This window comes from Ruegeria sp. BC6 (assembly GCF_056539185.1).
Genome location: NZ_JBQFUM010000005.1, coordinates 24,563 through 50,476 on the forward strand (window position 1 = coordinate 24,563; position 25,914 = coordinate 50,476).

The 25,914-nt window shown below is 59.2% G+C and carries 31 protein-coding genes and 1 tRNA gene; 14 read left to right on the top strand and 18 right to left on the bottom strand.

Features of this window, described 5'->3' with window-relative positions; all coding sequences use genetic code 11:
- Window positions 1-33: 33 nt before the first annotated feature.
- Window positions 34-888 carry a formate/nitrite transporter family protein gene (locus tag ACR0MM_RS14560; protein ID WP_170360292.1) on the top strand — a complete coding sequence of 285 codons (855 nt, stop codon included), beginning with the start codon at window positions 34-36 and terminating at the stop codon, window positions 886-888.
- 166 nt (window positions 889-1,054) lie between these two features.
- Here ACR0MM_RS14560 and ACR0MM_RS14565 read toward each other — a convergent pair whose 3' ends face one another.
- On the bottom strand, window positions 1,055-1,339 hold the full coding sequence (locus tag ACR0MM_RS14565) for a DUF883 family protein (RefSeq protein WP_170365267.1): 285 nt from the start codon (window positions 1,337-1,339) through the stop codon (window positions 1,055-1,057).
- Window positions 1,340-1,461: 122 nt separating this feature from the next.
- Between ACR0MM_RS14565 and ACR0MM_RS14570 the strand changes: the two genes are divergently transcribed.
- The 4 genes from ACR0MM_RS14570 to ACR0MM_RS14585 all read left to right on the top strand — a co-directional run bounded on the left by ACR0MM_RS14570 (window position 1,462) and on the right by ACR0MM_RS14585 (window position 4,369).
- Window positions 1,462-1,623: a DUF1328 domain-containing protein gene (locus ACR0MM_RS14570; protein ID WP_093961673.1), complete on the top strand. Its 162-nt coding sequence runs from the start codon at window positions 1,462-1,464 to the stop codon at window positions 1,621-1,623.
- A gap of 51 nt (window positions 1,624-1,674) precedes the next feature.
- A complete protein-coding gene (locus ACR0MM_RS14575) occupies window positions 1,675-3,300 on the top strand; it encodes an acetolactate synthase large subunit (protein ID WP_480696977.1) in 1,626 nt (541 codons plus the stop codon).
- A gap of 69 nt (window positions 3,301-3,369) precedes the next feature.
- Window positions 3,370-3,870 (top strand): Dps family protein, encoded by a 501-nt coding sequence (locus ACR0MM_RS14580; protein WP_170360286.1) that lies wholly within the window; start codon window positions 3,370-3,372, stop codon window positions 3,868-3,870.
- 124 nt (window positions 3,871-3,994) lie between these two features.
- Complete coding sequence (locus tag ACR0MM_RS14585; RefSeq protein ID WP_480696979.1) at window positions 3,995-4,369, top strand: YidH family protein; 375 nt, start codon at window positions 3,995-3,997, stop codon at window positions 4,367-4,369.
- 408 nt (window positions 4,370-4,777) lie between these two features.
- Here ACR0MM_RS14585 and ACR0MM_RS14590 read toward each other — a convergent pair.
- The 3 genes from ACR0MM_RS14590 to ACR0MM_RS14600 form a co-directional block, all read right to left on the bottom strand.
- Window positions 4,778-4,854: transfer RNA gene (locus ACR0MM_RS14590), tRNA-Arg, on the bottom strand.
- A 21-nt stretch (window positions 4,855-4,875) separates the two neighbouring features.
- Window positions 4,876-5,352, bottom strand: a complete 477-nt coding sequence (locus ACR0MM_RS14595; RefSeq protein WP_170373034.1) for a GNAT family N-acetyltransferase — start codon at window positions 5,350-5,352, stop codon at window positions 4,876-4,878.
- A complete protein-coding gene (locus ACR0MM_RS14600; protein WP_093963390.1) occupies window positions 5,353-5,664 on the bottom strand; it encodes an ETC complex I subunit in 312 nt (103 codons plus the stop codon).
- A 160-nt stretch (window positions 5,665-5,824) separates the two neighbouring features.
- Between ACR0MM_RS14600 and uvrB the strand changes: the two genes are divergently transcribed.
- Window positions 5,825-8,011, top strand: coding sequence for an excinuclease ABC subunit UvrB (uvrB, locus tag ACR0MM_RS14605; RefSeq protein ID WP_170365273.1), 2,187 nt, complete (start codon window positions 5,825-5,827; stop codon window positions 8,009-8,011).
- Window positions 8,012-8,044: 33 nt separating this feature from the next.
- On the opposite strand, the gene ACR0MM_RS14610 is transcribed toward uvrB, so the two are convergent.
- Complete coding sequence (locus ACR0MM_RS14610; protein ID WP_480696981.1) at window positions 8,045-8,776, bottom strand: hypothetical protein; 732 nt, start codon at window positions 8,774-8,776, stop codon at window positions 8,045-8,047.
- A gap of 181 nt (window positions 8,777-8,957) precedes the next feature.
- Between ACR0MM_RS14610 and ACR0MM_RS14615 the strand changes: the two genes are divergently transcribed.
- Window positions 8,958-9,665, top strand: coding sequence for an ORF6N domain-containing protein (locus tag ACR0MM_RS14615; RefSeq protein WP_480696983.1), 708 nt, complete (start codon window positions 8,958-8,960; stop codon window positions 9,663-9,665).
- Here the strand turns inward: ACR0MM_RS14615 and ACR0MM_RS14620 are convergent.
- The 4 genes from ACR0MM_RS14620 to ACR0MM_RS14635 all read right to left on the bottom strand — a co-directional run bounded on the left by ACR0MM_RS14620 (window position 9,662) and on the right by ACR0MM_RS14635 (window position 11,500).
- The gene (locus ACR0MM_RS14620; RefSeq protein ID WP_480696985.1) at window positions 9,662-10,015 is read right to left on the bottom strand and encodes an MmcQ/YjbR family DNA-binding protein; all 354 of its coding nucleotides are present in this window, start codon (window positions 10,013-10,015) and stop codon (window positions 9,662-9,664) included. The genes ACR0MM_RS14615 and ACR0MM_RS14620 overlap by 4 nt on opposite strands.
- 56 nt (window positions 10,016-10,071) lie before the next feature.
- On the bottom strand, window positions 10,072-10,629 hold the full coding sequence (locus tag ACR0MM_RS14625; RefSeq protein ID WP_480696987.1) for a lysozyme: 558 nt from the start codon (window positions 10,627-10,629) through the stop codon (window positions 10,072-10,074).
- A gap of 27 nt (window positions 10,630-10,656) precedes the next feature.
- Entirely contained in the window at window positions 10,657-10,947 is a 291-nt protein-coding gene (locus ACR0MM_RS14630; protein ID WP_480696989.1) for a hypothetical protein, read from the bottom strand.
- Between the two features lie 160 nt (window positions 10,948-11,107).
- Window positions 11,108-11,500, bottom strand: coding sequence for an excalibur calcium-binding domain-containing protein (locus ACR0MM_RS14635; RefSeq protein WP_480696991.1), 393 nt, complete (start codon window positions 11,498-11,500; stop codon window positions 11,108-11,110).
- 119 nt (window positions 11,501-11,619) lie between these two features.
- Between ACR0MM_RS14635 and ACR0MM_RS14640 the strand changes: the two genes are divergently transcribed.
- Window positions 11,620-12,129 carry a HugZ family pyridoxamine 5'-phosphate oxidase gene (locus tag ACR0MM_RS14640; RefSeq protein ID WP_480696993.1) on the top strand — a complete coding sequence of 170 codons (510 nt, stop codon included), beginning with the start codon at window positions 11,620-11,622 and terminating at the stop codon, window positions 12,127-12,129.
- Here the strand turns inward: ACR0MM_RS14640 and ACR0MM_RS14645 are convergent.
- The gene (locus tag ACR0MM_RS14645; RefSeq protein WP_093963399.1) at window positions 12,114-12,521 is read right to left on the bottom strand and encodes a universal stress protein; all 408 of its coding nucleotides are present in this window, start codon (window positions 12,519-12,521) and stop codon (window positions 12,114-12,116) included. The two genes, ACR0MM_RS14640 and ACR0MM_RS14645, sit on opposite strands and share 16 nt — an antisense overlap.
- Before the next feature lie 72 nt (window positions 12,522-12,593).
- On the bottom strand, window positions 12,594-12,914 hold the full coding sequence (locus ACR0MM_RS14650) for an antibiotic biosynthesis monooxygenase family protein (protein WP_093963400.1): 321 nt from the start codon (window positions 12,912-12,914) through the stop codon (window positions 12,594-12,596).
- A 139-nt stretch (window positions 12,915-13,053) separates the two neighbouring features.
- Here ACR0MM_RS14650 and ACR0MM_RS14655 point away from each other — a divergent pair, with 139 nt between their 5' ends.
- The gene (locus ACR0MM_RS14655; RefSeq protein ID WP_480696995.1) at window positions 13,054-13,719 is read left to right on the top strand and encodes a hypothetical protein; all 666 of its coding nucleotides are present in this window, start codon (window positions 13,054-13,056) and stop codon (window positions 13,717-13,719) included.
- 43 nt (window positions 13,720-13,762) lie between these two features.
- Here the strand turns inward: ACR0MM_RS14655 and ACR0MM_RS14660 are convergent, their stop codons facing one another.
- The 4 genes from ACR0MM_RS14660 to ACR0MM_RS14675 form a co-directional block, all read right to left on the bottom strand.
- Window positions 13,763-16,048 (bottom strand): glycosyl hydrolase family 28-related protein, encoded by a 2,286-nt coding sequence (locus tag ACR0MM_RS14660; protein ID WP_480696997.1) that lies wholly within the window; start codon window positions 16,046-16,048, stop codon window positions 13,763-13,765.
- 142 nt (window positions 16,049-16,190) lie between these two features.
- Entirely contained in the window at window positions 16,191-16,592 is a 402-nt protein-coding gene (locus ACR0MM_RS14665; RefSeq protein WP_480696999.1) for a DUF4864 domain-containing protein, read from the bottom strand.
- Window positions 16,593-16,640: 48 nt separating this feature from the next.
- Window positions 16,641-18,215, bottom strand: a complete 1,575-nt coding sequence (locus ACR0MM_RS14670) for a lysine--tRNA ligase (RefSeq protein ID WP_170391956.1) — start codon at window positions 18,213-18,215, stop codon at window positions 16,641-16,643.
- A 115-nt stretch (window positions 18,216-18,330) separates the two neighbouring features.
- Window positions 18,331-18,867 (bottom strand): class I SAM-dependent methyltransferase, encoded by a 537-nt coding sequence (locus ACR0MM_RS14675; protein WP_480697001.1) that lies wholly within the window; start codon window positions 18,865-18,867, stop codon window positions 18,331-18,333.
- A 310-nt stretch (window positions 18,868-19,177) separates the two neighbouring features.
- Between ACR0MM_RS14675 and ACR0MM_RS14680 the strand changes: the two genes are divergently transcribed.
- Entirely contained in the window at window positions 19,178-19,600 is a 423-nt protein-coding gene (locus tag ACR0MM_RS14680; RefSeq protein ID WP_093963405.1) for a tellurite resistance TerB family protein, read from the top strand.
- Between the two features lie 6 nt (window positions 19,601-19,606).
- On the opposite strand, the gene dacB is transcribed toward ACR0MM_RS14680, so the two are convergent.
- The 3 genes from dacB to ACR0MM_RS14695 all read right to left on the bottom strand — a co-directional run bounded on the left by dacB (window position 19,607) and on the right by ACR0MM_RS14695 (window position 22,413).
- Window positions 19,607-21,085 (bottom strand): D-alanyl-D-alanine carboxypeptidase/D-alanyl-D-alanine endopeptidase, encoded by a 1,479-nt coding sequence (gene dacB, locus ACR0MM_RS14685; protein ID WP_480697003.1) that lies wholly within the window; start codon window positions 21,083-21,085, stop codon window positions 19,607-19,609.
- Window positions 21,086-21,169: 84 nt separating this feature from the next.
- Complete coding sequence (locus tag ACR0MM_RS14690; RefSeq protein ID WP_480697005.1) at window positions 21,170-21,772, bottom strand: nicotinate-nucleotide adenylyltransferase; 603 nt, start codon at window positions 21,770-21,772, stop codon at window positions 21,170-21,172.
- Window positions 21,773-21,804: 32 nt separating this feature from the next.
- A complete protein-coding gene (locus tag ACR0MM_RS14695) occupies window positions 21,805-22,413 on the bottom strand; it encodes an MOSC domain-containing protein (protein WP_480697007.1) in 609 nt (202 codons plus the stop codon).
- Here ACR0MM_RS14695 and ettA point away from each other — a divergent pair.
- From ettA to ACR0MM_RS14715, 4 genes are all read left to right on the top strand, one after another.
- Entirely contained in the window at window positions 22,412-24,079 is a 1,668-nt protein-coding gene (ettA, locus tag ACR0MM_RS14700; protein WP_170360247.1) for an energy-dependent translational throttle protein EttA, read from the top strand. The two genes, ACR0MM_RS14695 and ettA, sit on opposite strands and share 2 nt — an antisense overlap.
- Window positions 24,080-24,163: 84 nt before the next feature.
- Window positions 24,164-24,472, top strand: a complete 309-nt coding sequence (locus tag ACR0MM_RS14705) for a hypothetical protein (RefSeq protein WP_480697009.1) — start codon at window positions 24,164-24,166, stop codon at window positions 24,470-24,472.
- A 479-nt stretch (window positions 24,473-24,951) separates the two neighbouring features.
- Window positions 24,952-25,158: a cold-shock protein gene (locus ACR0MM_RS14710; RefSeq protein ID WP_170360243.1), complete on the top strand. Its 207-nt coding sequence runs from the start codon at window positions 24,952-24,954 to the stop codon at window positions 25,156-25,158.
- A 191-nt stretch (window positions 25,159-25,349) separates the two neighbouring features.
- Complete coding sequence (locus ACR0MM_RS14715) at window positions 25,350-25,910, top strand: L,D-transpeptidase (RefSeq protein WP_170440322.1); 561 nt, start codon at window positions 25,350-25,352, stop codon at window positions 25,908-25,910.
- Window positions 25,911-25,914 lie beyond the last annotated feature (4 nt).

Sequence of the window (25,914 nt, forward strand, 5' to 3'; positions counted from 1 at the left end):
CGTTGGGTTTGAAGGTCGATACATGGGGTCAAAATGTCCGATAAAATCAAAGCGCCGCGAAAAGATCTTGTCGAGAAAGAAAGTGAGCGCGAAGCGGTCGAAGAAGCGTCCGGCCTGTCTCCGCGCCTGATATTCGAGACCATCCGCCAAAACGGCGAGGAGGAACTGGACCGCCCGACCAAAGCGTTGTTCTGGTCCGGGATTGCCGCAGGCGTGCTGATCAGCTTTTCGGTGCTCGGCGAAGCGATCTTGCGAGCACATCTGCCCGAAACCAGCGGGCGCTTTCTGATCGAGAACCTGGGTTATTCCCTCGGCTTTGTCCTGGTCATTTTGGGGCGGATGCAGCTATTCACCGAAAACACGATTACGACTGTTGTTCCAGCCATGATAAATCCGTCCGTTGCCTGCTTCACCAAAACCGCGAGGCTGTGGGCAATCGTACTGGGTGCCAATGTGCTGGGGGCGTTTGCGATATCTGCCTTCCTGATCCATACGCCGGTGTTGTCGCCCCAGCTCGTCTCGGTCATCAACGACCTGAGCCACCACGCCACCGGCATGGGCGCCTGGGTTGGCTTTCTGCGCGGAATACCGGCGGGAATCCTAATTGCGGCGATCGTTTGGATGCTGCCTTCGGCACAGAACAACGAGGTGCTGGTCATCGTCATCTTCACTTGGATGATTGCGGCCGGTGACTTTACCCACGTCGTTGCCGGATCGGTGGAAATGGCGGTTCTGATGCTTCAGGGGCAGTTGCCAGTAGGCGCAGCCGTTTTCAGCTTTTTCCTACCCGTTCTCGCCGGCAACATCATCGGAGGAACCGCTGTCTTCACGATGCTGGCCTACGCCCAGATCAAACCCGAAATAGAAGAAGACCCAAAGCGCGGCTGAGGCGCTTTGGGTCGTTGGGATGGCGGGCTGGTTGGCGTGGCAGTGACGAATAGCGCTGTCAGCGATTCCTGATGAAAAACCAGATCAGTAGACCGGCCAAACCCAAGCCGAGCATGGCCGGCAATACGTATTCGATGCCCATATCGGTCGCAGTGTACCGCGTGTTCTAACTGCGGTCCGCCTTGCGCAGCGCGAGGCCCAGCAGGACACCCACGCCCAACGCTCCGACCATTGCCAGACCCGGGTTCTCACGCACGAATGCGACACTTTTCTCGGATGTCTGTGTCAGCTGTTTTTGCGCCTCGTCGCGCGCCGTCTTCAACGTGTCACGCGTTGCGGTTACGCCATCTTCCAACGCTGATTTGGCCTCCTTGGCCACTTCGTCGATCCGCGCCGCCATCTCTACATGCGGAGTGTCCTGAGGGGCCTTCTTCGCCGTTTTCTGTGTCATGTCAGATCTCCTTTCATCGACCTAACGCGGGCGGTCGCCAATTGTTCCACCAAAATGATCCGGAACCAATCTGGGGTTTCAAGCGTTGACCCGTCAGTAGTCACAAAATGAAAGGAAATCCCATGTTGTCTTGGGCGCTGATCTTTTTCGCACTTGCTATCGTTGCTGGCATCTTCGGGTTTGGCGGCATCGCGTCGGCCTCGGCCGGTATCGCGCAAATCCTTTTCGTGATCTTTCTGGTCCTGTTCATCGGTTCGCTGATCTTGCGACTGATCCGTGGGTAAACCCCGGCTCATCCGCACTCCCTGAAACAGTACCCCGAGGTTCAAAGCCCTATGAAAGATGCCGTCCATGCCCAAACCGCCGCCGAATTGCTGATTGCCTGCCTCGAGGCCAACGGCGTGACCTGTGCCTTCGGTGTTCCGGGTGAGGAAACAACCGATCTGATCGCCGCAATCGACCAGTCGAGCATCGACTTCGTCCTGTGCCGGCACGAGCAATCGGCGGCGTTCATGGCATCGGTTCACGGTCGATTGACGGGGAACCCGGCGGTATGCCTCTCGACACTTGGACCTGGTGCGACCAACCTTGTCACCGGTGTGGCTGACGCCACGCTTGACCATGTGCCGCTGATCGCCCTCACGGGACAGGGTGCGCGGTCCAGGCTGGGCCGCGAAAGCCATCAGATCATCGATCTCGAAGCACTCTTCGCGCCAGTCACCAAGTTGAGCCGAACGCTGATGGTTGCGGATGAAATTCCCCAAGTCGTGGCCGAGGCCGTGCGGTTGAGCAAGCTCGACAAACCCGGAGCCGTCCATCTTTCCCTGCCCGAAGATCTGGCCGAGGTCCCGATTCTGGCCGAACCTTTCGTGGCCCCGCCGCCAGCGGAGGTACGACCGGCAGCCGATGCGGTCATCCGTTCCGCGCGCCTGCTGGCTGAGGCGAAAAAGCCCTTGATCCTTGCAGGACACGGGGTGATCCGATCCGGCACCGCAAGCGACGTTCGGGCACTTGCGGAAAGCCTGTCTGCCCCGGTCGTCACGACATTCATGGCCAAAGGCGCTCTGCCTCCGGGGCACCCGCTCTCGCTGCATTCGATCGGTCAGCCGGGCAAAGAATTGGCATCAGAAGCCTTCGACCTGTGCGACCTGATCATTGCAATCGGGTTTGACCCGGTTGAATATCCACCCTCGAACATCTCGATGGGCGGTAAGAAGCCGGTTCTCGAGATCTCGGACGTGGCCTCGACTGTTGATGTGGACTGGCCGGTAAAGGCCGCTCTGACAGGCGACCTTCCGCACTGCATCGACGTTCTGGTGAAGGCCACGGCCGAACGTCCCACGCAAAGCTGGTTCAAAGGTCTCCAGCGGAGGATTGAAGCCTCGCTGGAAGGTGGACCAACAGCTTCCGATGCCGCCTGTGTCGCGCCGTCGGACATTTGTCAGGCGATTTCCGAAACGCTTCGCGAAAGCGACGTTCTGTTGTCTGGCGTTGGCCTGCACAAGCTTTGGGTCGCCAGCAAGGTTCAAGCACGCCGGGCGGGTCAAATCATCATTCCGAACGGTCTGGCCGGTATGGGCCTTGCGCTGCCCGGAGCGATTGAGGCTGCCCGTCTGTTGGACGAGGGTCGGGTGATCGCCGTTTGTGGTGATGGGGACTTCCTGATGAACGTTCAGGAGATGGAGACGGCGGCCCGGTTGTGCGTGCCCATTACCGTTCTGATCTGGGAAGACAACGGCTATGGTCTGATCGACGAAAAACAGCCAGGTGCGCGCGAGTTTTCCTTCGGCAACCCCGATTGGGAGTCACTGGCCCGATCCTTTGGCTGGGTCTACCACGATATCGAAAGTCACAGCAAACTTGCTCCTGCGCTGCAGGCGGCGGCTGACGTCGCCGTTCCGACCTTGCTGCGGGTGTCAATCGACTATTCCGCTGATGGCGGGATGCCCACCGTCACCTGATTTTTCCGCCGAAAGTGGAACAAAATCCGGTTTTGGACGTTTCTTCCCCAGTAGAAAAAAGGAGTTGTCATGACCGACGCATTGAACGTTGTCCCGAACGAAAACCCCGTTTCCACTGGCGTGCGCGACACCGCGCCCTTGGCCAAGGGTCTGGCTGATGTTCTGGCCGATACCTACCGGCTGACCTTCAAGACACATGCGTATCACTGGAACGTGGAAGGCCCGCTGTTCTATTCGATCCACAAGCTGACCGAAGAACAGTACGAAAACATGTTCGCCGCCGCTGATGAGATCGCGGAACGCATCCGCGCGCTGGGACATCTGGCGCCCTCGCGCATGTCCGACATCCTCGATTTCTCGGCCATCAAGGATCGCGAAGGGGACCTGTCCGCCGCCGACATGATCGAAGATCTGGCTGCTGATCACGAGCGAGTGGCGCACCGCCTGCACGCCCTGACCGAGCTTGCAGGAAGCCGCAAAGACGTCGTGACCGAAGATCTGGCGACCGAACGTTCGGCATTTCATGAGCAGGCAGCTTGGATGCTGCGGGCGATCTCGAAATCAAGCTGACGCGGTGACCAGGCGCGTGTGTCCTTTTGCGACCCAACTGTGCGCGTTTAAGGTCTTGTGAAGGCTTGCCGAAAAACCGGCAAGCCTTCACATTCCGATCTGGTGAGCAGTCCAAAGGGCGGCAATGTCTGACAAAAGCACGAAAAGCCAAAACTTGGCCGAGGAGCGGACCGACTGGGCCGAAGACCGCACCATTTTGGCAAATGAGCGCACGTTTGCGGGTTGGATGAGAACCGGGATGGCCTGCGTGGCCATCGCCCTCGGCCTCAAGGCCGTATTTTCCGCCGTCGAACCCGAGTGGCTGGCAAAAGCCGCAGCCACTCTTTTTGTGTTGATCTCGCTGCTGATCTATTGGGGAGCTTGGATAAACGCCCGCCGCGTATATTCCCGATTGGAAGCGCACAGCGCCCAACCGGCATCTCGCTTCCACTTGCAATTGGTTGTTGGGAGCCTGTCCCTCGGATCAATCGCATGTTGCCTTGTGTTGTGGCTTGTCTAGTTGAGGCGCCCCTACAGGGTGGTCCGCTTCGATTTTCAGTTCGTCGCGGGCCTTCGGCCCATCAAGCGATGATTTCTGATGCGGGCAGACGTCAGCCAATGCGCTGTGTGGCCTGACGGTAGTGTAGTGGAGACGCCATTGCACGATCAGGGTTTCGGCTTGCTTTGCCGCCGCAGCGGGTGCAGTCCCCGCCTGGGGACAAAACTTCGGCATACCGGTCCAGATGATCAGGCAACGGCTTGCGGCTGTGCTATCGGACCCGGTCAGATTGAATGAACCGCCGCATCGCGAATAAGCCGTTGAAAGATCAGCGCTAAAGGCAAAGCAGGTTCGAGCGCAATTCCAAAAAAACCGCTTTTTTGTCGCAAAAACCGACTTTGGATCTCGAACGTCACTTGGATCAGTAACTGGCGATCCCGGAAGGACTCGAACCCTCAACCTGCTGATTAGAAGTCAGCTGCTCTATCCAGTTGAGCTACGGGACCGCTGGGCCCTTCTTGATCGGTTTAGAGCCGGGGTTCAAGAGCCAAGCGCATGAACGCGCTGTTGGGATCGTCGTGATACCCAAAGATCGGACCGCAATAGCTGTATCCCAACGCTTCATAGAGTTTGCGTGCGGCGTCGTACTCGGCCAGATGGGCAGCGCCGGTTTCCAGAACCAGAGCAGAGATTCCGTCGGCGCGGGCGCTTTCGGCCAGGTGGTTCATCATCGTCCGCGCCAACCCGCGCCCACGTGCTTTGGCCAGGATATGGACGGACTTCACCTCGGCCGTCCCGTCCGGCAAAGCCTTCAATGCGCCGCACCCCACAGGCTCGTCGTCGTCGAACAGGGCCCAGAACCGAATATCCGGCCCAGAGAGCGCCTCGGCATCCATTGTGTGATTGCTTTCGGCGGGTCCCGCGGTTTCGCTGTGCGCGAAATGCGCCTCGACCACCGGCCGCAGGGCAGCCGAAGTCGGATCCGCCTCGCGGATGTCAATCATTCAGTGGGTCCAGGGACCGCGGCGGTCTGTTGCAAAATTCTCGCCATACCCGCGCTGGCGCAGGTTGGGTTTGCGCTTGTGCGGTTCGCTGACCAGAACTTCGATGCCATGATCCTTGGCATAGTCCAACGCTTCTTCCTTGGTGTCGAACTTCAGGCGAACCTGGGATTGCGTGTCCGAAGACGATGTCCAGCCCATCAGCGGATCAACCTCGCGCGCCGACGCAGGCGCGAATTCCAAAACCCATTTGCGGGTCTTGGCCATACCCGACGTCATCGCATTTCTTGCAGGCTGGTAAATCCGTGCGCGCATGTCGCCTCTCCATACTCGGTTGGTCGCGACCGTTTATGCGTCAGAGTGCGGGCGGGGACAAGATTGCAAATGCCGCAGGGCCATGCAAATGACCGGCGCTGCAGGGGTTGCATGCGGACAAAATAAGAACAAATGTAAGAAGCCCAAGCGGAGCCTGCCGATGCCCTATGCACATTCTGACAAAACCCAGCTGACCGTCGACGATGTCCGCGCCCGCCTGAAGCTTGAGGGCGGCAAGCGGTTCGTCATGCATACGGAGTTTGCACCGGCCGGGGATCAGCCAACGGCCATCAAGGAACTCGCCGCCGGTGTCCTGGACGGCGAGCGCGATCAGGTGCTTCTGGGCGCCACGGGCACCGGCAAGACCTTCACCATGGCCAAGGTGATCGAGGAAACCCAGCGCCCCGCCATCATCCTGGCCCCCAACAAGACGCTGGCGGCCCAGCTTTACGGCGAGTTCAAAGGCTTCTTCCCGGACAACGCGGTCGAGTATTTCGTCTCGTACTACGACTACTACCAGCCCGAGGCCTATGTGCCGCGCAGCGATACCTATATCGAGAAGGAATCGCAGATCAACGAACAGATCGACCGGATGCGCCACTCGGCCACCCGGGCGCTGCTGGAACGCGACGACGTGATCATCGTGGCCTCGGTGTCGTGCATATACGGCATTGGATCGGTCGAGACCTACGGGGCGATGACACAGGATCTGAAGGTCGGGAACGAATACGACCAGCGGCAGGTGATGGCCGATCTGGTGGCCCAGCAATACCGCCGCAACGATCAGGCCTTCCAGCGCGGCAGCTTCCGGGTGCGGGGCGATTCCCTGGAAATCTGGCCTGCCCACCTGGAAGACCGCGCGTGGAAACTCTCGTTCTTCGGCGAGGAACTGGAGGCGATCACCGAGTTCGACCCCCTGACCGGCGAGCGCACCGACACGATGGAGCAGATCCGCGTCTACGCGAACTCGCACTACGTCACGCCGAAACCGACGATGCAGCAGGCGATCCTCGGCATCAAAAAGGAGCTGCGCCAGCGGCTGGATCAGCTGGTGGGCGAGGGCAAGCTGCTCGAAGCTCAGCGGCTGGAACAGCGCACCAATTTCGACCTGGAGATGCTCGAAGCCACCGGCGTCTGCAACGGGATCGAGAACTATTCGCGCTATCTGACCGGCCGCGCACCGGGCGAGCCGCCCCCGACCCTGTTCGAATTCATCCCCGACAACGCCATCGTCTTCGCCGACGAATCCCACGTCTCGGTGCCGCAGATCGGCGGCATGTATCGCGGCGACTACCGGCGCAAGTTCACGCTGGCCGAACACGGGTTCCGCCTGCCCTCCTGCATGGACAACCGTCCCCTCAAGTTCGAGGAATGGGACGCCATGCGCCCGCAGTCGGTATTCGTCAGCGCCACGCCGGCCAAGTGGGAACTGGAGCAGACCGGCGGCGTTTTCACTGAACAGGTGATCCGGCCCACGGGCCTTTTGGACCCCGAGGTTGAAATCCGCCCCGTCGAGATGCAGGTCGACGACCTGTTGGACGAGGTGCGCAAGGTCTCGGCCAAGGGGTTCCGCACGCTGGTCACCACGCTGACCAAACGCATGGCCGAAGACCTGACCGAATACATGCACGAACAGGGCATCAAGGTCCGCTACATGCATTCCGACATCGACACGATCGAGCGGATCGAGATCCTGCGCGACCTGCGGCTGGGGGCCTTCGACGTGCTGGTGGGCATCAACCTGCTGCGCGAGGGGCTCGACATTCCCGAATGCGGTCTGGTCGCCATTCTGGACGCCGACAAAGAGGGCTTCCTGCGCTCGGAAACCTCGCTGATCCAGACCATCGGCCGCGCCGCGCGCAACGCCGAGGGCCGCGTCATCATGTATGCCGACCGCATCACCGGCAGCATGGAGCGCGCGCTGGAAGAAACCAACCGCCGCCGCGCCAAGCAGATCGCCTATAACGAGGAGCACGGCATCACGCCCGAGACGGTGAAGAAGAATGTCGAGGACGTTCTGGCCGGTCTCTATCAGGGCGACGTGGACATGAACCGCGTCACCGCCACCATCGACAAACCGATGCACGGCGCCAATCTCGAGGCCCATCTGGACGGGTTGCGCGAGCAGATGCGCAAGGCGGCCGAGAACCTGGAATTCGAAGAGGCCGCCCGCATCCGCGACGAAATCAAGCGTCTGGAAGCTGTCGATCTGGCCGTCGCCGACGACCCCATGGCGCGGCAATGGGCAGTCGAGAAAGCCTCGGAAGACGCAATTCGCTCGCAGGGACGGTCAACGGCTGGGCGGCCCGGGCAGCGGGGTGGGAATGTGAAGAGAAGGAAGCGATAACTCAGACGGCTGAAAGCTACCAGTGACTGGGAGCTAGTTTCTTAAGGCCCAAATTCCCGCTCCTTTGCCCTCGGGCAAACAAAACCAATCCTCTCCTCGCGCTGCGTCAAAAACTTCCGAGTCAGATGATCGCATTTCAAGTTCTTTCCGAACCACTTCCTCTAGACTCTTAGGCGTAGATCTACCTGCACTTTGTCTGATTTCTTCCACTTTCTCGTAAATCTTCGACAGGTGCGCCCTGCCACCCAATTCATCTAAGGCTGACCTAACATCGTCACACCATCTTGCATCGGGCGCCATCATGTCATCACTACTCCTTTGAGTGGCCGCTTTTTTTTGGTTTCTAGTGGTTACAGTATTTGGATCTCGAAGAACAGAAACGGGTTTGCGTCGACCGGCTGCATCAATAAAGAACCAATTGGCCCATGCGTTTTCAGTTTTTGTTCCGATCGCGCGGCTTAACTCATTTAACGTTGAATATCTGCCACTTAATCCAGCAATCTGCCACTGCCCGCCAACTACGATTGCTTGGTACTCTTTTCCTAGATACGTTCTGTGTATCTGGAAGCCTTCGCTGAATTGCACTCCAAATCGACGATCTACCAAACCGAGTCTATCATTGGACTTTTGCTGCGTTGCCTCTGGTGATTTTTTATCCTCCCGGCTCAAAACCCTTCTAAGAATATCGTCTTCGTTTTCTTCGCCGCGAATTCGCAACGACCAGATCAAAGCAAAGACGTCGGTTGATACTTTAATTTCTTTCATCTAGAACCTCCAATCTAGGCTCTAGAAATCATAGATAGATCTAGAACTCAAGGGAAATCGTACGTCTGATGAAATCACCATACCGCCACAGTCGCGTTATACCTGTTCATATTCCACCCTTGCCACCCACCCCTCCCTCCTCCACGTTTGAAATCACAAATTGTGATTCCAAACGGGTGCCATGACGAACGCCAAGAACCTGCCCTCCATGCATGAGGTCCAAAGCGCCATTCACCGGGTGCGTGGCACCCGCGTGGTGCTGGCCGAGGATCTGGCGCGGTTCTACGGAAAATCCGTCAGCGCCTTCAATCAGGCCGTCTCGCGCAACAAGGACCTGTTCGAGGGCTACCGCTTTCAGCTGACCGATGCCGAGGTGGCGGATTTGATATCACGGAATGTGATTTCAAAACCCAAGGGCCGCGGTGGGCGGCGGGTCAACCCGTGGGTCTATACCGATTACGGCGTGGCCATCGCCTCGACCCTGTTCAAGGACCCGCGCGCGATCAAGATCACCCGCATGATCACCGAGGCCTTCGTCGACGGCGCCAACGCCCTGGCTGAAACCCCGCGCAGCGCGCCCGAGATCCTGCCGCCAGAAGGCACTCCCGCCCCGCTGCTGCCCAATGGCGAGCAGTTGCGGGCGCTGGCCGAAAACATCCTCGATTCCGGGCAGCAGAGCCTGGTCGATTACATCGCCAACCCCACCACCAAGCGCCAGCAGGCGGTGGCGGTGATCATGAAGACGCTGGCCGAAACCGCAGGCGAAGAGGTGCGCACCCAGCACGAGCGTCTACGCCTGCGCATCGCCGAACGGTTGGCCGCGGGCGACTATGCCGATGACGATGACCGCAAGCGGCTGATCGAACTGCTGCAGGCGATGAAGGGCTAAAGCCCCAGCTCGGCCCGCATCTTTTTCGTCAGCTTGGCCACGACCATCTCGTAGGACGTCACGATGTGGTCGCGCAGGGACGCGTCGCTCATCCCGCGTTCGTCATAAACCTGCAGCCATTTCATGCCGCGCGAGGCCAGATAGGGCGCGGGCCGGATGCCGGGCTGATCCTGCAGCACCTCATAGGCCAGGTCGGTGGCCTTGAAGGTAAAGGCGTCCTTGCCGTCGTTCCAGCCGCAGATCGCGAACACCTTGTCGCCCACCTTCCACACATCCGCATTGCCCCACTGCACGACGTGGCTCGTGGCCTTCAGAGAGGCGCAGAAAGCGTTGAATTCGTCCCGGGTCATGACGCCGATCCTGACGGGCCGGCAAGGATTTCGCAAGCAAGCATGACCTGTCGGGCCTAACCGAACAGGTCTTGCAGAACGTCGCCGATCAGCACCGTTGCCGCGCTGGACCAGTCTGGCCGATAGGACGGTTTTCGCACCTGGTACTCGGTTCCGGTGCCCGTGCCCGACCAGACGCCATCGAAGAACAGAGCGCGCTCCTTGCGCCGCCGTGGGCGTATTTCAGGCGGCCGCCGCCAATACATGATCGCGCGTCGAGCACCGGCCACATCCCCGGCCTTCCACCTGCGCACCCATACGGCCCGGTCTATGGCCCCGGTGTTGTAGTGAAAGGACAAGGCCGCGCCCAACTGCGCCTCTGTCAGGGCGTGGCCGGCAAAGGCCGTTTCCACCGCAGGCAGATAGTTGGTGCGGATAGCCCACTCATACACTTCAAAGCAGCGCCGCAAGGTCTGGGGGTTGTCCAGATAACGCGGCCAGACCGTGTGGCCCGAGGCCGACGTGATCCCCACGCTCCAGGTCCAGACATCAACGGAATCCAGATAGGCTTCACGCACGATGGCTTCGTGCACGATAAGCTCGGCTGCAATTCGCGGCGTGATCTTGTAAGGCATCAGGCCATCCCCGGGTGACGGCCGATGTCACCCCTTGTCCCAATGGGCGATGACATCATACCCCATCGGCGTCGGAGGTCCTTCAAGATACTCGGCAAACTGGCCCCACAACTCGGCAACCTTGGGGGCGTTTGCGTTTGATGTCGCCTCGCTTTCGACGACCGAGATCACATAGCCACTGCCATCCTCGTTCATCACATTCGTAAAGCAGTGCATACCGGGCATGCCCATGATCTGATCCTTAAGATCGTTCATTCGGGCCGTGGCGGCCTCGCGGGTGCCGGGCTTCATCTTGAACTGGGTAATGCGTGCAAACATGGTTGTCCTCCCTCGCATGGGGTCCAGACCCCGAACCGCGGCAAACTGCCAGCGGACGGTATGATCCTACCACGTCCTGCCCAAATCACGCAGGGACACAGGCAACGCGATCATGTGCGCGAAAAGGTTCAACCATGAAGATAGGTGTCTTCAATGGCCGTCAGGGGCGGACAAATTTGGCGTTTCCGACAGCCCGCGGTTTGGGCGCCGCGTTTTGCGTGGACGCAGGTGCCTGGACCGGCACAGCCGACCGCGTCGCGGCCCGGACAGTGGACTCGCATGCGATCCCGTCGCCATCAGGGTCGTTGCGTTTGTGGTACCCAAGCTGTCCCTCGCGCATCGGTCCAAGACCAACGGAGCGTGCCGCGTCGCAACCAGCCAGCGCCACAAGGTGCATCACGGCTTCGGTCCGCTCCAGATCCGAGGTCCGGAGATATACGCCCAGCGCGATCATCCCCGTCGTCAGCGGTAGGGCCAGCACCATCAGCAGAATGCGCAGCGGGGACAGCGCATGTCGGCGCAGGGCATCAGCCTTGCGCTGTCGACGTGCCAAGCGCGGGTCTGGTGCGGGTTCGTTGTATACGGTTGTCTTCAGCTTCATAAGCTTGGCGATACACCAACTATGTGGCAAAGCCGAGGCATCGGAATGACGCAATCCAGCGAGGGCGCCACGTGAACACTCGAAACCCATTTCAACCGGTCGACGAGACTGCACGGGAACTGGCCCTTGATCTCATCGCGCAGGCCCGTTTTGCCGCGCTTGCCGTGGTGCATCCGGACAACGGACTGCCGTCGATCAGCCGCATAGCACTGGCCACCGACAGTGCTGGATGGCCGCTCACCCTGATCTCGGATCTGGCGGAGCACTCACGCGCGTTGGAGGCAAATCCGGCCTGCGCGTTGCTGATCGGCGAGCCCGCTGACAAAGGTGATCCACTGACCCATCCCCGGCTGACCCTGCACTGTACGGCGCGCCCGATCCCACGGGCGACCGAGGAGCATACCGCGCTTCGGGCACGCTACTTGTCACAGCGTCCGAAGGCCGGGCTATATGTCGACTTCGCGGATTTCCGTTTTGTGCGTTTTGAGATTGTCGATGGGCTTCTCAATGGCGGGTTCGGCAAAGCGTGGAAGATGACACGCGAAGACCTTTGCCCGCCATCAGATCAGCGAACGACGTGAACTGCGCAACTGGCGTGACGCACCACATGCGTCGCGGTCGAGCCGAGCAACAGATCCTGCATCCCCGGTCGGTGCGACGCCATGATGATCAGGTCAGGTTTGTTGGTTTCCGCCCAATCCAGAATCGTGCGCCCCGAATGGCCCTCGACCACAACGCCTTTGGCGTTCGGCAGCTTGGCAGCCAGAATGTTCAGCTCATCCTGGATCGCGCGCCGCGCCTCGGTCAGGTATTCGGCCGGCATATAAGAGATTGCGTAGTCCGGAATATGCTCGACAACATGCAACAGGGTCACTTTGGCATCTGGCGTCGCCAACAGCTTGGCCAGCTTCAGCGGCCCCGACGTGTCACGCTCGGCATCGAAGGAAATCGGGACAAGAATATTGTGATACATGGCTGGCGCCTCCTTGAGTTTCGCGTTCAGATAGCAGTAGCCAAAGTCTTCTGACCTTGATTCAGGTCAGGATCAGTCAAATGTTTCGGCCACGTCGTACATCACCGGCTCGAAGCTTTTGCACAATTCGTTGATCTTGCGGTTACGCTCGCGCATTTCAGGCGTTCGCAGCATGGCCAGAAAGTCTTCCCGCCGCTCCCACTGCGAATAGTTCGCGATGCGGGTCTGGGCATCGTTGACATGCAGTCCGGCCGCGACAAAACCGGGCTGCTTGGAAATGAAGTTCGCATAGGCGTCGGTCAACGCTTCCAGCAGGTCCTGGCAGGTTCCGGGGGTCATTTCGAAAGTGGTGATAACGGTCTGAACACTGGCGTCTTTTGATATCTTCGGCATCGGTCATCTCCCTTGTCTGACCCAAGCCTAGCACAGGTTTTTCAAACGTCCTGCCTTTCGTTGAGCTGGCGCGAAAAAGTTTCCGAAAAATGAACCGAGCGCTAACCTTCCGTTAACCAAGGTTGATGATCCTGCGCCAATGGCCCGCCTGATCGCCTTCCTGTGTGCAAGCCTTGTGTTTTCGACTCCGGCCGTCGCCGGGGCGTGGCTGCGTGAAAAAGGCGCCTCGTTCACTTCGTTGGCCCTGACGGCGTTTTCCGAGTCCGGGAGGGACATCCGCTTCAAGTCCTCGCTCTATGGGGAATGGGGCATCCGCCCAAACCTGACGCTGGGTTTGGACGCGGAAGAGCATCAGGACCTCTACGGTCATGCCGTGGTGTTTGCGCGCCTACCGGTTGCCGAATTTTCCAACGGTGGGCGGCTGGCGGCCGAGTTAGGTGTCGGCGCGCATCACCGTGAAACCCGCGCATGGGCGATGTACAAGGCAACCCTGTCTTGGGGCAAAGGATTTCAGGCCCGATATGGCAGTGGCTGGATGGCGGCTGATGCCGCGCTGGAATACCGAAGCCATGACGCTCTGATCCGCAAACTGGACCTGACAGTGGGTTTGTCGTCGCACCGTCGGGTCAATCCCCTGCTCCAAATCGAAACGTCCTATGTACCTGGCCGCCCGCTCTATTGGAGCGCGCGGCCCTCGGCGATGTTTCGATCCGAAACCGGCCCAAACACCTGGATAATCGGGGTCGAGCGTAACGCCGCCCAGGACAGGCCGGGCCTGAGATTCGCGCTGTGGCGCGAGTTCTGAATGCAGCGCGCCGGCCGCCTCAAAAGCGACCGGCCGACACGGATCAGACCTCGATCCGCATGATCACCGAAACTTCACCGCTCAAGGCCTCGGACCAACGCAACTTGATCTGGTCCTGGTTTGTCCCCTGCTGCAACTGAACATAGGGGGCCGAATAGCGCAGGGTTCCAAGGGCGGTTCTCAGCCCGTCCAAAACGACGACGCTGTCACAGCTGCGGGCCTGCCCACCAAAGGGGAATGCACCATCCGAGTCCACCGTCCAGGCAGAGGCCGCCGTATTCTGTTCGTGTCGGACCCGCAGCGGGTTCGCGGTCTTGATTGTCACGTTGTGATACGTGTTGTCTGCGAACGTGACATTCACATGCCGATCAGGATTCAGATCGGCAAAAGTTGTATCAACCTTGTCCACGCGGTCGATTGACCCGTTCGCCGTTCGGAACTTGTTGCCCGTGACCGTCATTCCGTTCAGGAAATGCCCGACGCCATGCGGGCGCACGACGATATAGGCGAACCACGGGGCAACATCACTTGAATAGAAGATGTTGTCGGTGATGCTCATGGCGCTGAAGGAATAGCCTGAGGTGTAGTCGGGTTCGGCATCGCGCTCATTGCTCCACTCGATGAAACAGTTGTCGACATAATTGTCGGCGATCGAAGAGCTGTTGTAGGCCCCGATCATCACCAAACCCGCATTGCGCACACCGTTCGACACGCTGTCGCCCTGAAAGAAATGGTTGCCCAGAACCAGGTTGTTGTCTCCGCCCAGAACCGCGAAGTGGTGGAAACGAACGGCGCGGTTGTGGCGCAGCTTGACGTCGTTGGCATTGGCGTTGATGGCAATCGAACTGCGGTCGGGCACGTCCAGAGACTCCTCACTGGACAGGAACTGGCAACCGTCGATCAACATGCCTTGGCACCCTACCCCGATCGAAGTGATTCCGCGGTCCAACGGGCGGCTGACAAAGCAGTTTTTCAAAACGAACGTGTTCCCGCCCGGCGACAGGCGGATCGCACTACAGCGCCCGTTGCATTGAAACTCGATGTCTTCCATCGCGAATTTCTGCAGCGCACTGAAGCCCGAGAAATCCAACAGGTACTTGAAATCAACGAACGTGAAGGTCTGAGTGCCAGCCGCATCGTAGATGGGTGCGTTCAAGGTGATCTCACCGGCACCTTCATCCTTGGACCGAACATAGATCTCACGTCCAACGCCGCTGCCCTGAACCAACGACCCGAGCGGGATATTGGCCACGTTGGCCACACCGGACAACTTGTAAGGATCCGCCGGATCGTATGTTGAGACAGAGGTAAAGGTCTCGGTGTCCCATGAGGCGCTGCTCTTGACGTCGAACTGCCCGTTGCGGATCACGCGGCGAGTGGAGTAGCTGCCGCGATTGGGTACGGCGGCCTGCATGTCGATCGGCTCGGACACCGAGATCTTGCGGCCGCCCAGGTCCAGCGATTCATGATCCGAGTTGTTCAGCAGCGCCTGAAACGCCTTTTTGAAGGCCAGGGCTTCATCGCCGAAGGCGGAGATGTAAGTCGGCAGATCGAAATTCTTGGTCAGAAGAAGCATCTTGTCATCAGGCATCGTGACCGTGCCCTCAAAGTCGACCTCTGCGTCCAGCCCAACATCCTGTGCCAGGTGATAGGTTCCCTGCGGCACATAGATGCGGCGACCTCCCGCGGCTTGGTCTGCCGCTTCAAACGCGGCCGAGTCGTCGGCCACACCATCTCCTAACGCGCCATAGTCCCGCACGTCCACAAGGCTGATCATGTCGCGCAAGAAGACCCCGGTGACATCGGTAATTTCGATATCATCAATCCGAACGAGCGCGCCGTTTGCCCCCTCGATATCGAGGCCGAAATGCCCGTATAGCGCTGAAATGCCCCAAGGCATGTCCACGCCCGGCCGCTGTCCAATCCCGACGATGGCGGTGACCTCGTGCACCACGCCATAGCCCGACAGCTGGATGGCCGGGCCCTGTTCGGTCAGTCCGGAAAGGTGCACGTCGCCGGCCCCTCCGGCCCATCCAGCGATCCGGACCTGCGGCAATGGCCCGCTGATCGCTTTGACCCGCGCCTTGATCTGCAAATAGCAGCCCGGCAGAAGCGGCGTCTGCCCCATGTACCGCAGTTGCTGCGTGGCATTGACCTTCAGTATCTCAAGACAACCGCCAAACTCCGCATCTGCAGGCACGAACACTCCCGTTCCAGACCCGTCATAGGTCGGTGAGCCCGGAGTGCCATCGCCGCTGGACCACACATCCAGACCATTCGCGAATTGCGGCGGCGTGAAAACGATTCCGTCGGTGATTGCCTTGTTCATTGAATACCCTTTCCCAAACGCGCCCACTCTTCAGGCTATGGCGCATGCCAGATTTCGGATCCGGAAGCCGCCCGGACACGCTGGTCTGAGTATCGAAAAGGGATTAACCGTCGCTCATATCATCGTGACGGTGGGTGTTGCGTCAGGCGGATGGGTCGGAGTTGCCAAGCAGTTGCACCCCGTTGATCTTCCAGCCGTTTTCCAGCTGGACCATCTGATAGTCCAGGATGTGAACCCGGCCGTTCGCATCCACCACCATCACTTTCTGCCACCAGAACCCTGAGATCTGCCGCAATTCCAGAAATCGGATCTCAGCTGGGCGCCAGACCATTGGATAGCCGTTGCGCACCATCGCGCCAAAATTCTCGGGCGTGCGGAACATTGTCTGGATGTTGGGGCTGGCGAAGGTGAAGGCCGTGGCGAAGTCATCGGCCTTGAAGGCTTCAATCTGCGCCGCGATATTGGCTTCGATGTCGCCACTTTGGGCAACTGCGGCTTTTGCCAGACCGGCGCTCAGGGAAACTGCAAGCAAAAGTCGACGCATGGGGCCACCTCCTGTCGGAAAGGTAGCCCCATGCAGTATCGGGTCAAATCAGGCCAGGTCTCCGGCCAAAGCCTTGTCGATCAGTGCAATCGTTTCGGGGACGCCATAAAGGGCGATGAACCCGCCGAACCGAGGACCTTGGCTGGCGCCCAACAACACCTCGTAAAGGGCTGTGAACCAGCCGCGCATCGGGTCAAAGCGCTCGCGGCCGATGGAATAGACCACCGATTGCAAAGCTTCGTCCTCGACCGGACCGTCATAGGCTTCAAGCGCCGACTTCAGGGCCTCAAGCGCCTCGCGCTCTTGCTCCGTCGGCGCCCGATGCTTGCGGGTCGGTTTCACGAAGTCGTTGAAGTAGCGCACTGCAAAACCGGCGGCCTTGTCGAGGTCCGGGTGGCTTTCGGCCGTGGCTTCGGGCGCATAGCGGCGGATGAAACCCCACAGCGTCTCTTTGTCTTCGGCACCTGAAACCGACGCGAGGTTCAGCAGCATTGCAAAGGGTACGATCAACGTCGATTCCGGCACGTCACCGCCGTGAATGTGCCAGACCGGGTTGTTCAACTGAGCCTTCAGGTCCTGCCCGGGGTAGGCACGCAACTGCTGATGGTATTCATCATATGCCTTCGGGATGACGTCAAAATGCATCCGTTTTGCCGTCTTCGGCTTTTGATACATGAAATAGGCCAGACTCTCGGTCGGCGCATAGGTCAACCACTCGTCGATCGAAACTCCGTTTCCGGACGATTTCGAGATTTTCTGCCCGTTTTCATCGAGGAACAGCTCATACGAGAAATGCTCGGGCGCACGGCCGCCCAGCGCCCGGCAGATCGCGTCATAGATCTTTTCGTTGGTCGCATGTTCCTTGCCATACATCTCGAAGTCGACGCCCAACGCCGCCCAGCGCGCGCCGAAATCCGGCTTCCACTGCAACTTCACATTGCCGCCGGTCACTGGCAGCGTCCACTCCTTGCCATCTTCATCATCGAAGGTGACGGTGTAGGTCTCGGCGCACACCTTTCTCATCGGCACATAAAGAACCCGGCCCGTTTCCGGATGGATCGGCAGGAAGATCGAATAGGTCTGCTGACGCTCCTCGCGCAGGCTTTTCAGCATGATGGCCATGATGTCGTCATAACGTTCTACTGCACGCTTCAGGATTTCGTCGAACTGACCCGAACGATAAAAGTCGCGCGCCGAATAGAACTCGTATTCGAACCCGAACGTATCAAGGAACCGACGCAGCATGGCGTTGTTGTGTTCACCAAAGCTGGGATACTCGCCGAACGGATCAGGGACCGAAGTCAGCGGCTGCTGCAGATAGGCTTCAAGGGCCTCGGGGTTCGGCACGTTGCTGGGGACCTTGCGCATTCCGTCCAGATCATCCGAAAAGCAGATCAGCTTGGTGGGAATGTCCGACAGGGCCTCGAAGGCGCGCTTGACCATCGTGGTCCGTGCCACCTCACCGAAAGTGCCGATATGCGGCAGGCCCGACGGGCCATATCCCGTTTCGAACAGAACGAAGCCCTTCTCCGGTGGAGACTTCTGATAGCGTTTGAGCAACCGGCGCGCCTCTTCGAAAGGCCAGGCCTTTGACGTCATGGCGGTTTCACGCAGTTCAGACATTTCGTTCGTTCTCCATCGGGAAATCAGCGAGGGTCGCTCAATGCGACCGACCGGCATCTCCTATTGTGCAGATGCAGCGTGAGTCAATGACCACAGGCGAGAAACGCCGCCCCTGCTACGATTTCAGACGGTTGTTCGTGACCAGGAACACGGCCTGACCCGCTTGCAGATCGACCAACTGCAAACAACCAGGATTGGCTGCAATAAAATCGCAGGCGGCCTGCTTCACCGAGGCTTTCCCCTCGTCATCATGCCAGTTCCAGTCATCGAAGATAAGAAAACCACCGGTTTTCAGCTTGCCTAGGTACGACAATATATCCGCCCGAACACCGTCATAGTAGTGGTTGCCGTCAACGTAGACAAAATCCAGGCTTTCGTCAGGCACCGCGGATGCCGCTTCCGCAGATCTTTTCCGAACAAAGATCTTTTCGCCAGGCAAATGTGCCAGTCGAGACTGCGTCCGTTCAAAGATTTCGTCCATGTCGCCCTGATTTTGCGCGACCTTTCCCCCATACATCCTGTTCGGGAATTGCGGCATGAACTCGTAGGGATCAATCAGGTAATACTTCGCGATGCTGCCCGTACTCAGAACCATCTCCGAAAAATCGCCCATCCAGACGCCGATTTCAGCGCCCGCGGAATTGGTAGTCAAATAGTGAGTCAAAAACTACCTTGGGTCCGTCGGCGTCTTTCCATAGAGTTTCCTGATTTTTCTGCTGCTCAATGACATTCGTTCAACCGTTTCCGTCAGATCTGTTGTTCAGGGTGAATTGGCCCCTGCGCGGACCAACTACGAAACACATACCACTTTGTGACCGATGGGCGGCAAACGCGCAACTCTGCTGGTAAACGTTCGCCGTACTTGCAATTCCAGACTACGGTCGCCGGCGAAACAAGGTGTTGAACCCGCGGGCCCTGCCCCATATCGTGCGCGATCAAAGACAGCCAAGCAGGACGTTCCCATGACCCAACCCGTTTCCCACCCGATGTCGCCGCAGGATTGCCTTGTGGCGATCATGGTGGCCGTCTCAGCCTCGGACGAGAACATCCGCACCGTCGAACTGGTCAAGATCGAGACAGCCGTGAACATGCTGCCTGTGTTTGCCGACTACGATATCGACCGTATGCGCCGGGTTTCGCAGATCGTGTTCGATCTGTTCGAGCAGGAAGATGGTCTGGACGCACTGTTTGGTCTGATCCGGGACAACCTGCCTGAGCGGTTGAACGAAACGGCCTATGCTCTGGCCTGCGATGTCGCCGCCGCCGACGGCTCGCTGGCCGAAACCGAACTGCGGCTGCTGGAAGAGATCCGGTATGAGTTGGAGATCGATCGGCTGCACGCCGCAGCGATCGAGCGCGGCGCACGGGCGCGTCACACCGTCTGATCGGATTCAGCTGCCATAAAGCGCGCCCCAGCGCTCGATGAGGGCCTGCTGCAGTTTGCGGGACCTGCGATTCCAGCTGCGCGCGCCTTCAGGGCGTTCGCGGCTTTCACGCGCGATGGTCGCCCGATGCGGAAGATCGGCAGTGAATATCGCAAAGGCCAACTCGGATCCTTCGGCGGTGGTCAGATACCCGCCCAAGCCAGATACAAAGTTCAGGGTTCCGGTCTTGGCGTCGACCTTGATCGGGTGCCCTTGGATCCGCTGGCCTTTGGCGTCGGTCAGGGTAAACGGCTTCAACAGATGTCGCAGCGTTTCATGTTGCTGAGCGGCCACCAGAACTTTGACCAGGCCAGACGGCACCATTCGCGAAGCATCGCCCAACCCCGAATGATCCACCATAGCAATACCGGACGCGCCATAGGTCTGAGCCGACCAGCGATTCATCTCATCCGCGGACTCTGCCAGTGTTTGCGGTTGCCTACCCCGCGCGACGGTCGCAGCCAGCCCCACCATCTCGGCCGTGAGGTTGGTCGAATATTTCAGCATCCCTTTCACTATGCTGGTAAGTTCATCGCTCTGATGCGTGACCAGAACGGTGCCGCTGGGGGCCTCGCGTGTGACTTGAACCCGCCCCAGGACGATGCCGTTCACCCGGGCCAGAGTGCGGAACACATCCCCGGCATACAAACCCGGTTTGCGCACGGGCAACCACCTGGCGCCACCATTACCCAGCGCGCCCTTGGCAACTGTCCAGCGGTCCTGCCGCGCGCTGGGTTGATAGCTGTAGACCGGAAGGTTGCGATTTTCGATCCGCATCGCGGCCATTTCCACCGACGGCGTATAACTGGCACTGCGTGCGTCCATGGTCACGTCATAGCTGGACCCTTGGCGTTTCCACTCGAAATGCACGCGGTTGAAGTTCAGGGAAATTCCACTGATCGCAGGGCTATAGCCCACATGATCAGGCTGACCGGGGTCTATGCTGAATACATAGGGCAATGCGCCGCTGTACACTTTGAACGCCCCCCGAACCTCGGTCAGTCCGGCCTTGCGCAGGTTGGCGGCCATCGTGGCCAGAGCATCGGTATCCAATACCGGATCGCCGCCTCCGACCAGTATCAGATCACCCTTGAGGATTCCGTTTTCAATCGGACCATCTGCGATCAGCTTTGTTTCAAACCGATGGTCCGGGCCCAGAACGTCCAGCGCGTAAAGCGCGGTCAGGGCTTTGGCGACACTGGCCGGCGGCAAGCCGCGGGCCCCGCCGAATTCCTCCAGTTGCGCGCCGGTTTTCACGTCGGCCACGGCGAAGACCACTTCGCCCTTCAATCGCGCCGCCTGAATGATGCGTTCGGCACCGCTCAACTCGGCGCCACGGGCAACAGGCCGCAATGAGACCGTTGGCGCCCCGGCAAGACCCGCGGTGGGGATCAGAAGCGAACCGGCGCCGGCCAGAAAGAAACGTCTCGAAATACGATCAGTCATGGGTCAAATAAAATCCCAGAGATCACAGGCAAACAACCATGCACCTGAATTATGTGCCCATCGGGGCTGTTCAGGCAACACCTGTCAGGTCCAGCCGCCTCTGGAGCGTATCTGAGTCGAGCTGACATCGACCATCGGCACGTTCACGAAACACCAGGCAGGCGCATCGGCTCGCCCCAAAAGATGCCGCGCCGTTCCGTCAATCCGGTATTTGGCATAGACACGCGCCGCCGGTGACATGCGCGCCGAAATCCGATCTCCGGGGCGCGCCACCACGCCTACAGGAACGGTGTCCATGATCAACCGCCAGTCCTTCCATTTGTGAAACTGGGCCAGGTTGTCAGCCCCCATCAGCCAAACGAACCGAACCTGCGGATAGAGCCGCCGCAATGCAGCAAGTGTGTCAGCCGTGGCGCGGGTGCCGGTCAGATCCTCTATGTCAGTCACCTCAACCTTGGGATGCCGCATGATGGACCGTGCGGCCTCGACACGCTGATCGATCGGAGCCGGGCCGCGAGATTTCAGCGGATTCCCCGGCGACACCAACCACCAGACCCGATCCAACCCAAAAGCCTTCATCGCCTCCAGTGTAACGTGCACATGCCCCTGATGCGGTGGATCGAACGATCCCCCGAACAGTCCCACGACCTGACCGGGCCGCGCATATGGTATCGCGCTTCGCAACATCCCCTGCTGTAGTCCAGAACTCGGCAGCCTTGTCAATCAACAGGTTGCACAGCATCGCCCAAACCGACCATCCCCGATCGCACCACTTCGGCACACCAGCCGCCATGCCCACGCACGGCAGAGTAGCCTCCGCTGCCCAACGCCTCTTCCATCCTGCTGCAAGGCGCGCAGATAACCGTGATCCGCAAAATCGCTGTGCCGACCTGAACCTCGCGCCCTTTGAGAGCGCTCAGATTGACGCCGGAAACCACCAGATTGCGCCGCAGCACGTCCGGTGTGACCGGACCTTGTCCCAAAAAGCTGCCGATCGCGGCAAGATGCTCGTGCTGAACCAGGGTCACCGCACGCTTCCCTGGGCGACTGCGATCGCCCTCAACCCCGTCTTCCCGGATCATGGCCTGACCCAGTGCGATCATATCCAATCGTCGCCCCGGTCTGACGCCGATCCATTCGATCCGTCCGGCCTTGGCCCAACCCGATACCAATTGCGCAAGTTCCGGCATTTCCAGCATCCTTCCCAGTCCGGTCAGGCCGGCGCATAAGGCCAGCCAGAAATTCGCCAAAGCACCAGCTTGCCCCGCCCGTCCCGCTTGGCTATCAAGCGGTTCAACCTGAATTCCCCGACCCAGAGGACGCGACATGGCCGCCTATCAATATGTCTACCACATGCAGGGTGTCTCGAAGACCTATCCCGGTGGCAAGAAGTGCTTTGAAAACATTCACCTGAGCTTTCTGCCCGGCGTAAAGATCGGTGTCGTCGGCGTGAACGGCGCGGGTAAGTCGACCCTGATGAAGATCATGGCCGGCCTTGATACCGATTTCACCGGCGAGGCGTGGGCCGCCGAGGGCGCAAAGGTCGGCTATCTGCCACAGGAACCTCAGTTGGACGAATCCCTGACCGTCCGCGAAAACGTCATGCTGGGCGTGGCCGAAAAAAAGGCCAAGGTCGACCGCTTCAACGAAATCGCGATGGAGATTGCCGAGAACTACTCGGACGAGTTGATGGAAGAGATGACCGCCCTGCAGGACGCGATCGACGCGGAAAACCTGTGGGACCTCGACAGTCAGATCGACGTGTCGATGGAGGCACTGCGCTGCCCGCCGGACGATGCCAACATCGCCAACCTCTCAGGCGGTGAGAAACGCCGCGTGGCACTGTGCAAGCTGCTGCTGGAAGCGCCCGACATGCTGCTCTTGGACGAACCGACCAACCACCTGGACGCCGAGACTATCGCCTGGCTGCAACAGCACCTGATCGACTACAAGGGCACCATCCTGATCGTCACCCACGACCGTTACTTCCTAGATGACATCACCGGCTGGATTCTGGAACTCGACCGCGGACGCGGCATCCCCTACGAGGGCAACTATTCCTCGTGGCTGGAGCAGAAGGCCAAGCGCCTGGAACAGGAAGCCCGCGAGGACAAGTCCAAGCAGAAGACCCTGCAGCGCGAACTGGAATGGATGCGTCAGGGTCAAAAGGCCCGTCAGGCCAAATCCAAGGCCCGGATCAACGCCTACAACGAGTTGGCGGAACAGTCCGAGCGCGAGAAGCTGACCCGCGCCCAGATCGTCATCCCCAACGGCCCGCGCCTGGGCAGCAAGGTGATCGAGGTCAACGGTCTGGCCAAGCATATGGGCGACAAGCAACTGATCGAGAACCTGTCCTTCAGCCTGCCGCCGGGCGGCATCGTCGGTGTGATTGGCCCCAACGGCGCCGGTAAATCGACCCTGTTCAAAATGCTCACCGGCCAGGAAAAACCTGATGCCGGCACCATCGAATACGGCGACACGGTGCAACTGTCCTATGTCGATCAGTCGCGCGACGACCTCAACGACAACGACTCCGTGTGGGAGGCGATCACCGGCGGCGCCGAGATCATCCAACTGGGTGACGCGCAGGTCAATTCCCGCGCCTATTGCTCGTCCTTCAACTTCAAGGGCGGCGACCAGCAAAAAAAGGTCTCGCTGCTGTCAGGGGGTGAGCGCAACCGCGTCCACATGGCCCGCCTGCTGAAAGAGGGCGGCAACGTCCTGCTGCTGGACGAACCGACCAACGACCTGGACGTCGAAACCCTGCGTGCGCTGGAAGACGCGCTGGTCGATTTCGCCGGCTGCGCCGTGGTCATCTCGCACGACCGTTTCTTCCTCGACCGGATTTGTACGCACATCCTGGCCTTCGAAGGTGATGCGCATGTCGAATGGTTCGAGGGCAACTTCGAAGACTACGAAGAAGACAAGAAGCGCCGCCTGGGACCGGACGCGCTGGAACCCAAGCGGTTGAAGCATAAGAAGTTTGCGCGATAACACTCCTGACACATCTCCGGATGGATAGTGTGGGCAGAAATAAGCCCATACTATCAACGGGATGATGAACAGTTGGAGAACTGTATGGCGGAAGCGCCACTGTTGCTTGGTTTCTTTATGATCGCAAGCATTTCGGTGTGGGTGTCTCCGCTGATCTTGGCGTCTGTGTTTCCATTCTTCAACTTCAAGAAAGAGTATACCGAGTATCTGTTGAGGGTAAGCGGCGCACCGCCCGCCCGTCTTCGTCTGCTTCTGACGGTTTACAGGGCTAACAGCTATTTCTTTAGGATTGATTGGGGGTACGAGTCACCTGCACCGGGTGCACTCAAAACCACTCCAAATCGCAACCTTTTTCGCATGCTCCTCCTGGCATTTGCGACCTTGATTTTTTAACGTGTTCCTTTGGGTCGCTGCATTCGCGATTTTCGACATCATCTCGGCACTCATTTAGAAAATGACATCCCGGCATCTGGGTGATTGCTTGTGCCGATTCAGGCTTTCGGGCGTCCGAATGCCGTTGAATGGAGTCGACTATCAGACAGGTGACCGATCCTCTTTCTTAGTTGTGCCGCTGCTGGCCTCGCGCCCGTTCGGCCCGCGTAGGGCGCGATAATCTGACAACAAAAAAGCCCGAGGCAGGTTCGAATTCAGTTCGGCGGATTTACGTTCACAACGCCCGTTGACCCCTGAAAGCGCAGCACATTCTGCCCAACCAGCCCTTGCCACATGGCGTTCTCAGTGCCATATGCAAAGAGCTTACGTTTTTCTACTTCGACCTACTGTCTCCGTTTTCGGCGTTCAGTCTATCGATCCAGACAACGACGCCGGGCTGCCGCAATTCCGTGGGCAGCACTCAAACAGGAGATACGGATATGCCCGCAGGCACCGTAAAATGGTTCAACACCACCAAAGGCTACGGCTTCATCGCACCCGAAGAGGGCGGCAAAGACGTGTTTGTGCACATTTCGTCCGTCGAGCGTTCGGGCCTGACCGGCCTGGCCGACAACCAGAAAGTCACTTACGAACTGCGTTCGGGTCGTGACGGTCGCGAAAGCGCCGACAACATCGAACTGGCCTAAACCAAGTCTCTTGGGGGCGACGGATGACCGTCGCCCCCATTTTTTTGCGCGGTTTCTGATCGCGCTTTCCAGCCCCAGTGGGGCAGGAAAACAACATCACTTTCCGGTGAAACCCGCGCGGGAATTGACCGGATCGGCTATTCTGAACAGACTGCTACCCTGTTTTCATTGTTGATTAGCCGAGTATTGCCATGTTCTCACGCCGCAATTTTCTGATCTCCGCTGCCGCTATCAGCGCCGTGCCTGGCACGGCCCACGCGCAGAAGAAGCCGGTCGAGTACGACCCGACTCCGCAAATCGTTCGGATCAAGAAGCAGTTTTTGCCCGGGCAATTGTTGGTCGCGCCACGTTCGTTCTACCTGTATTTCGTGACCGAGCCCCGCAAAGCCATCCGTTATGGCTGTGGCGTCGGCAAGGCCGGGCTGGAATTTACCGGAACTGCGACGATCGACGTGAAAAAGGAATGGCCCACCTGGCGCCCGACCGAAGAGATGATCGAGCGGGACCCCGTTGCCTATGCCAAATTCAAGGACAATGACTATGTCCAGCCCGGTGGAGGAGACAACCCGCTGGGCGCCCGTGCCTTGTATCTGTTTCAGAACGGCGTCGACACGTATTTCCGCATCCATGGAACGACCCAGCCGCAGACCATCGGACGAGCCGTGTCGAACGGGTGCATCAGAATGCTGAATGAGCACGTGATCGACCTGTACAACCGCGTCCCGATCGGAACGGTCGTCACCGTCGTCTAAGGCA

What these genes read in the sequence shown, in the direction of transcription:
- ACR0MM_RS14560 (WP_170360292.1), top strand. Translation starts at nt 34, where the DNA reads ATGTCCGATAAAATCAAAGCGCCGCGAAAAGATCTTGTCGAGAAAGAA.
- ACR0MM_RS14565 (WP_170365267.1), bottom strand. Translation starts at nt 1,339, where the DNA reads ATGACACAGAAAACGGCGAAGAAGGCCCCTCAGGACACTCCGCATGTA.
- ACR0MM_RS14570 (WP_093961673.1), top strand. Translation starts at nt 1,462, where the DNA reads ATGTTGTCTTGGGCGCTGATCTTTTTCGCACTTGCTATCGTTGCTGGC.
- ACR0MM_RS14575 (WP_480696977.1), top strand. Translation starts at nt 1,675, where the DNA reads ATGAAAGATGCCGTCCATGCCCAAACCGCCGCCGAATTGCTGATTGCC.
- ACR0MM_RS14580 (WP_170360286.1), top strand. Translation starts at nt 3,370, where the DNA reads ATGACCGACGCATTGAACGTTGTCCCGAACGAAAACCCCGTTTCCACT.
- ACR0MM_RS14585 (WP_480696979.1), top strand. Translation starts at nt 3,995, where the DNA reads ATGTCTGACAAAAGCACGAAAAGCCAAAACTTGGCCGAGGAGCGGACC.
- ACR0MM_RS14595 (WP_170373034.1), bottom strand. Translation starts at nt 5,352, where the DNA reads ATGATTGACATCCGCGAGGCGGATCCGACTTCGGCTGCCCTGCGGCCG.
- ACR0MM_RS14600 (WP_093963390.1), bottom strand. Translation starts at nt 5,664, where the DNA reads ATGCGCGCACGGATTTACCAGCCTGCAAGAAATGCGATGACGTCGGGT.
- uvrB (WP_170365273.1), top strand. Translation starts at nt 5,825, where the DNA reads ATGCCCTATGCACATTCTGACAAAACCCAGCTGACCGTCGACGATGTC.
- ACR0MM_RS14610 (WP_480696981.1), bottom strand. Translation starts at nt 8,776, where the DNA reads ATGAAAGAAATTAAAGTATCAACCGACGTCTTTGCTTTGATCTGGTCG.
- ACR0MM_RS14615 (WP_480696983.1), top strand. Translation starts at nt 8,958, where the DNA reads ATGACGAACGCCAAGAACCTGCCCTCCATGCATGAGGTCCAAAGCGCC.
- ACR0MM_RS14620 (WP_480696985.1), bottom strand. Translation starts at nt 10,015, where the DNA reads ATGACCCGGGACGAATTCAACGCTTTCTGCGCCTCTCTGAAGGCCACG.
- ACR0MM_RS14625 (WP_480696987.1), bottom strand. Translation starts at nt 10,629, where the DNA reads ATGCCTTACAAGATCACGCCGCGAATTGCAGCCGAGCTTATCGTGCAC.
- ACR0MM_RS14630 (WP_480696989.1), bottom strand. Translation starts at nt 10,947, where the DNA reads ATGTTTGCACGCATTACCCAGTTCAAGATGAAGCCCGGCACCCGCGAG.
- ACR0MM_RS14645 (WP_093963399.1), bottom strand. Translation starts at nt 12,521, where the DNA reads ATGTATCACAATATTCTTGTCCCGATTTCCTTCGATGCCGAGCGTGAC.
- ACR0MM_RS14650 (WP_093963400.1), bottom strand. Translation starts at nt 12,914, where the DNA reads ATGCCGAAGATATCAAAAGACGCCAGTGTTCAGACCGTTATCACCACT.
- ACR0MM_RS14655 (WP_480696995.1), top strand. Translation starts at nt 13,054, where the DNA reads ATGGCCCGCCTGATCGCCTTCCTGTGTGCAAGCCTTGTGTTTTCGACT.
- ACR0MM_RS14660 (WP_480696997.1), bottom strand. Translation starts at nt 16,048, where the DNA reads ATGAACAAGGCAATCACCGACGGAATCGTTTTCACGCCGCCGCAATTC.
- ACR0MM_RS14665 (WP_480696999.1), bottom strand. Translation starts at nt 16,592, where the DNA reads ATGCGTCGACTTTTGCTTGCAGTTTCCCTGAGCGCCGGTCTGGCAAAA.
- ACR0MM_RS14670 (WP_170391956.1), bottom strand. Translation starts at nt 18,215, where the DNA reads ATGTCTGAACTGCGTGAAACCGCCATGACGTCAAAGGCCTGGCCTTTC.
- ACR0MM_RS14680 (WP_093963405.1), top strand. Translation starts at nt 19,178, where the DNA reads ATGACCCAACCCGTTTCCCACCCGATGTCGCCGCAGGATTGCCTTGTG.
- dacB (WP_480697003.1), bottom strand. Translation starts at nt 21,085, where the DNA reads ATGACTGATCGTATTTCGAGACGTTTCTTTCTGGCCGGCGCCGGTTCG.
- ACR0MM_RS14690 (WP_480697005.1), bottom strand. Translation starts at nt 21,772, where the DNA reads ATGTTGCGAAGCGCGATACCATATGCGCGGCCCGGTCAGGTCGTGGGA.
- ettA (WP_170360247.1), top strand. Translation starts at nt 22,412, where the DNA reads ATGGCCGCCTATCAATATGTCTACCACATGCAGGGTGTCTCGAAGACC.
- ACR0MM_RS14695 (WP_480697007.1), bottom strand. Translation starts at nt 22,413, where the DNA reads ATGTCGCGTCCTCTGGGTCGGGGAATTCAGGTTGAACCGCTTGATAGC.
- ACR0MM_RS14705 (WP_480697009.1), top strand. Translation starts at nt 24,164, where the DNA reads ATGGCGGAAGCGCCACTGTTGCTTGGTTTCTTTATGATCGCAAGCATT.
- ACR0MM_RS14710 (WP_170360243.1), top strand. Translation starts at nt 24,952, where the DNA reads ATGCCCGCAGGCACCGTAAAATGGTTCAACACCACCAAAGGCTACGGC.
- ACR0MM_RS14715 (WP_170440322.1), top strand. Translation starts at nt 25,350, where the DNA reads ATGTTCTCACGCCGCAATTTTCTGATCTCCGCTGCCGCTATCAGCGCC.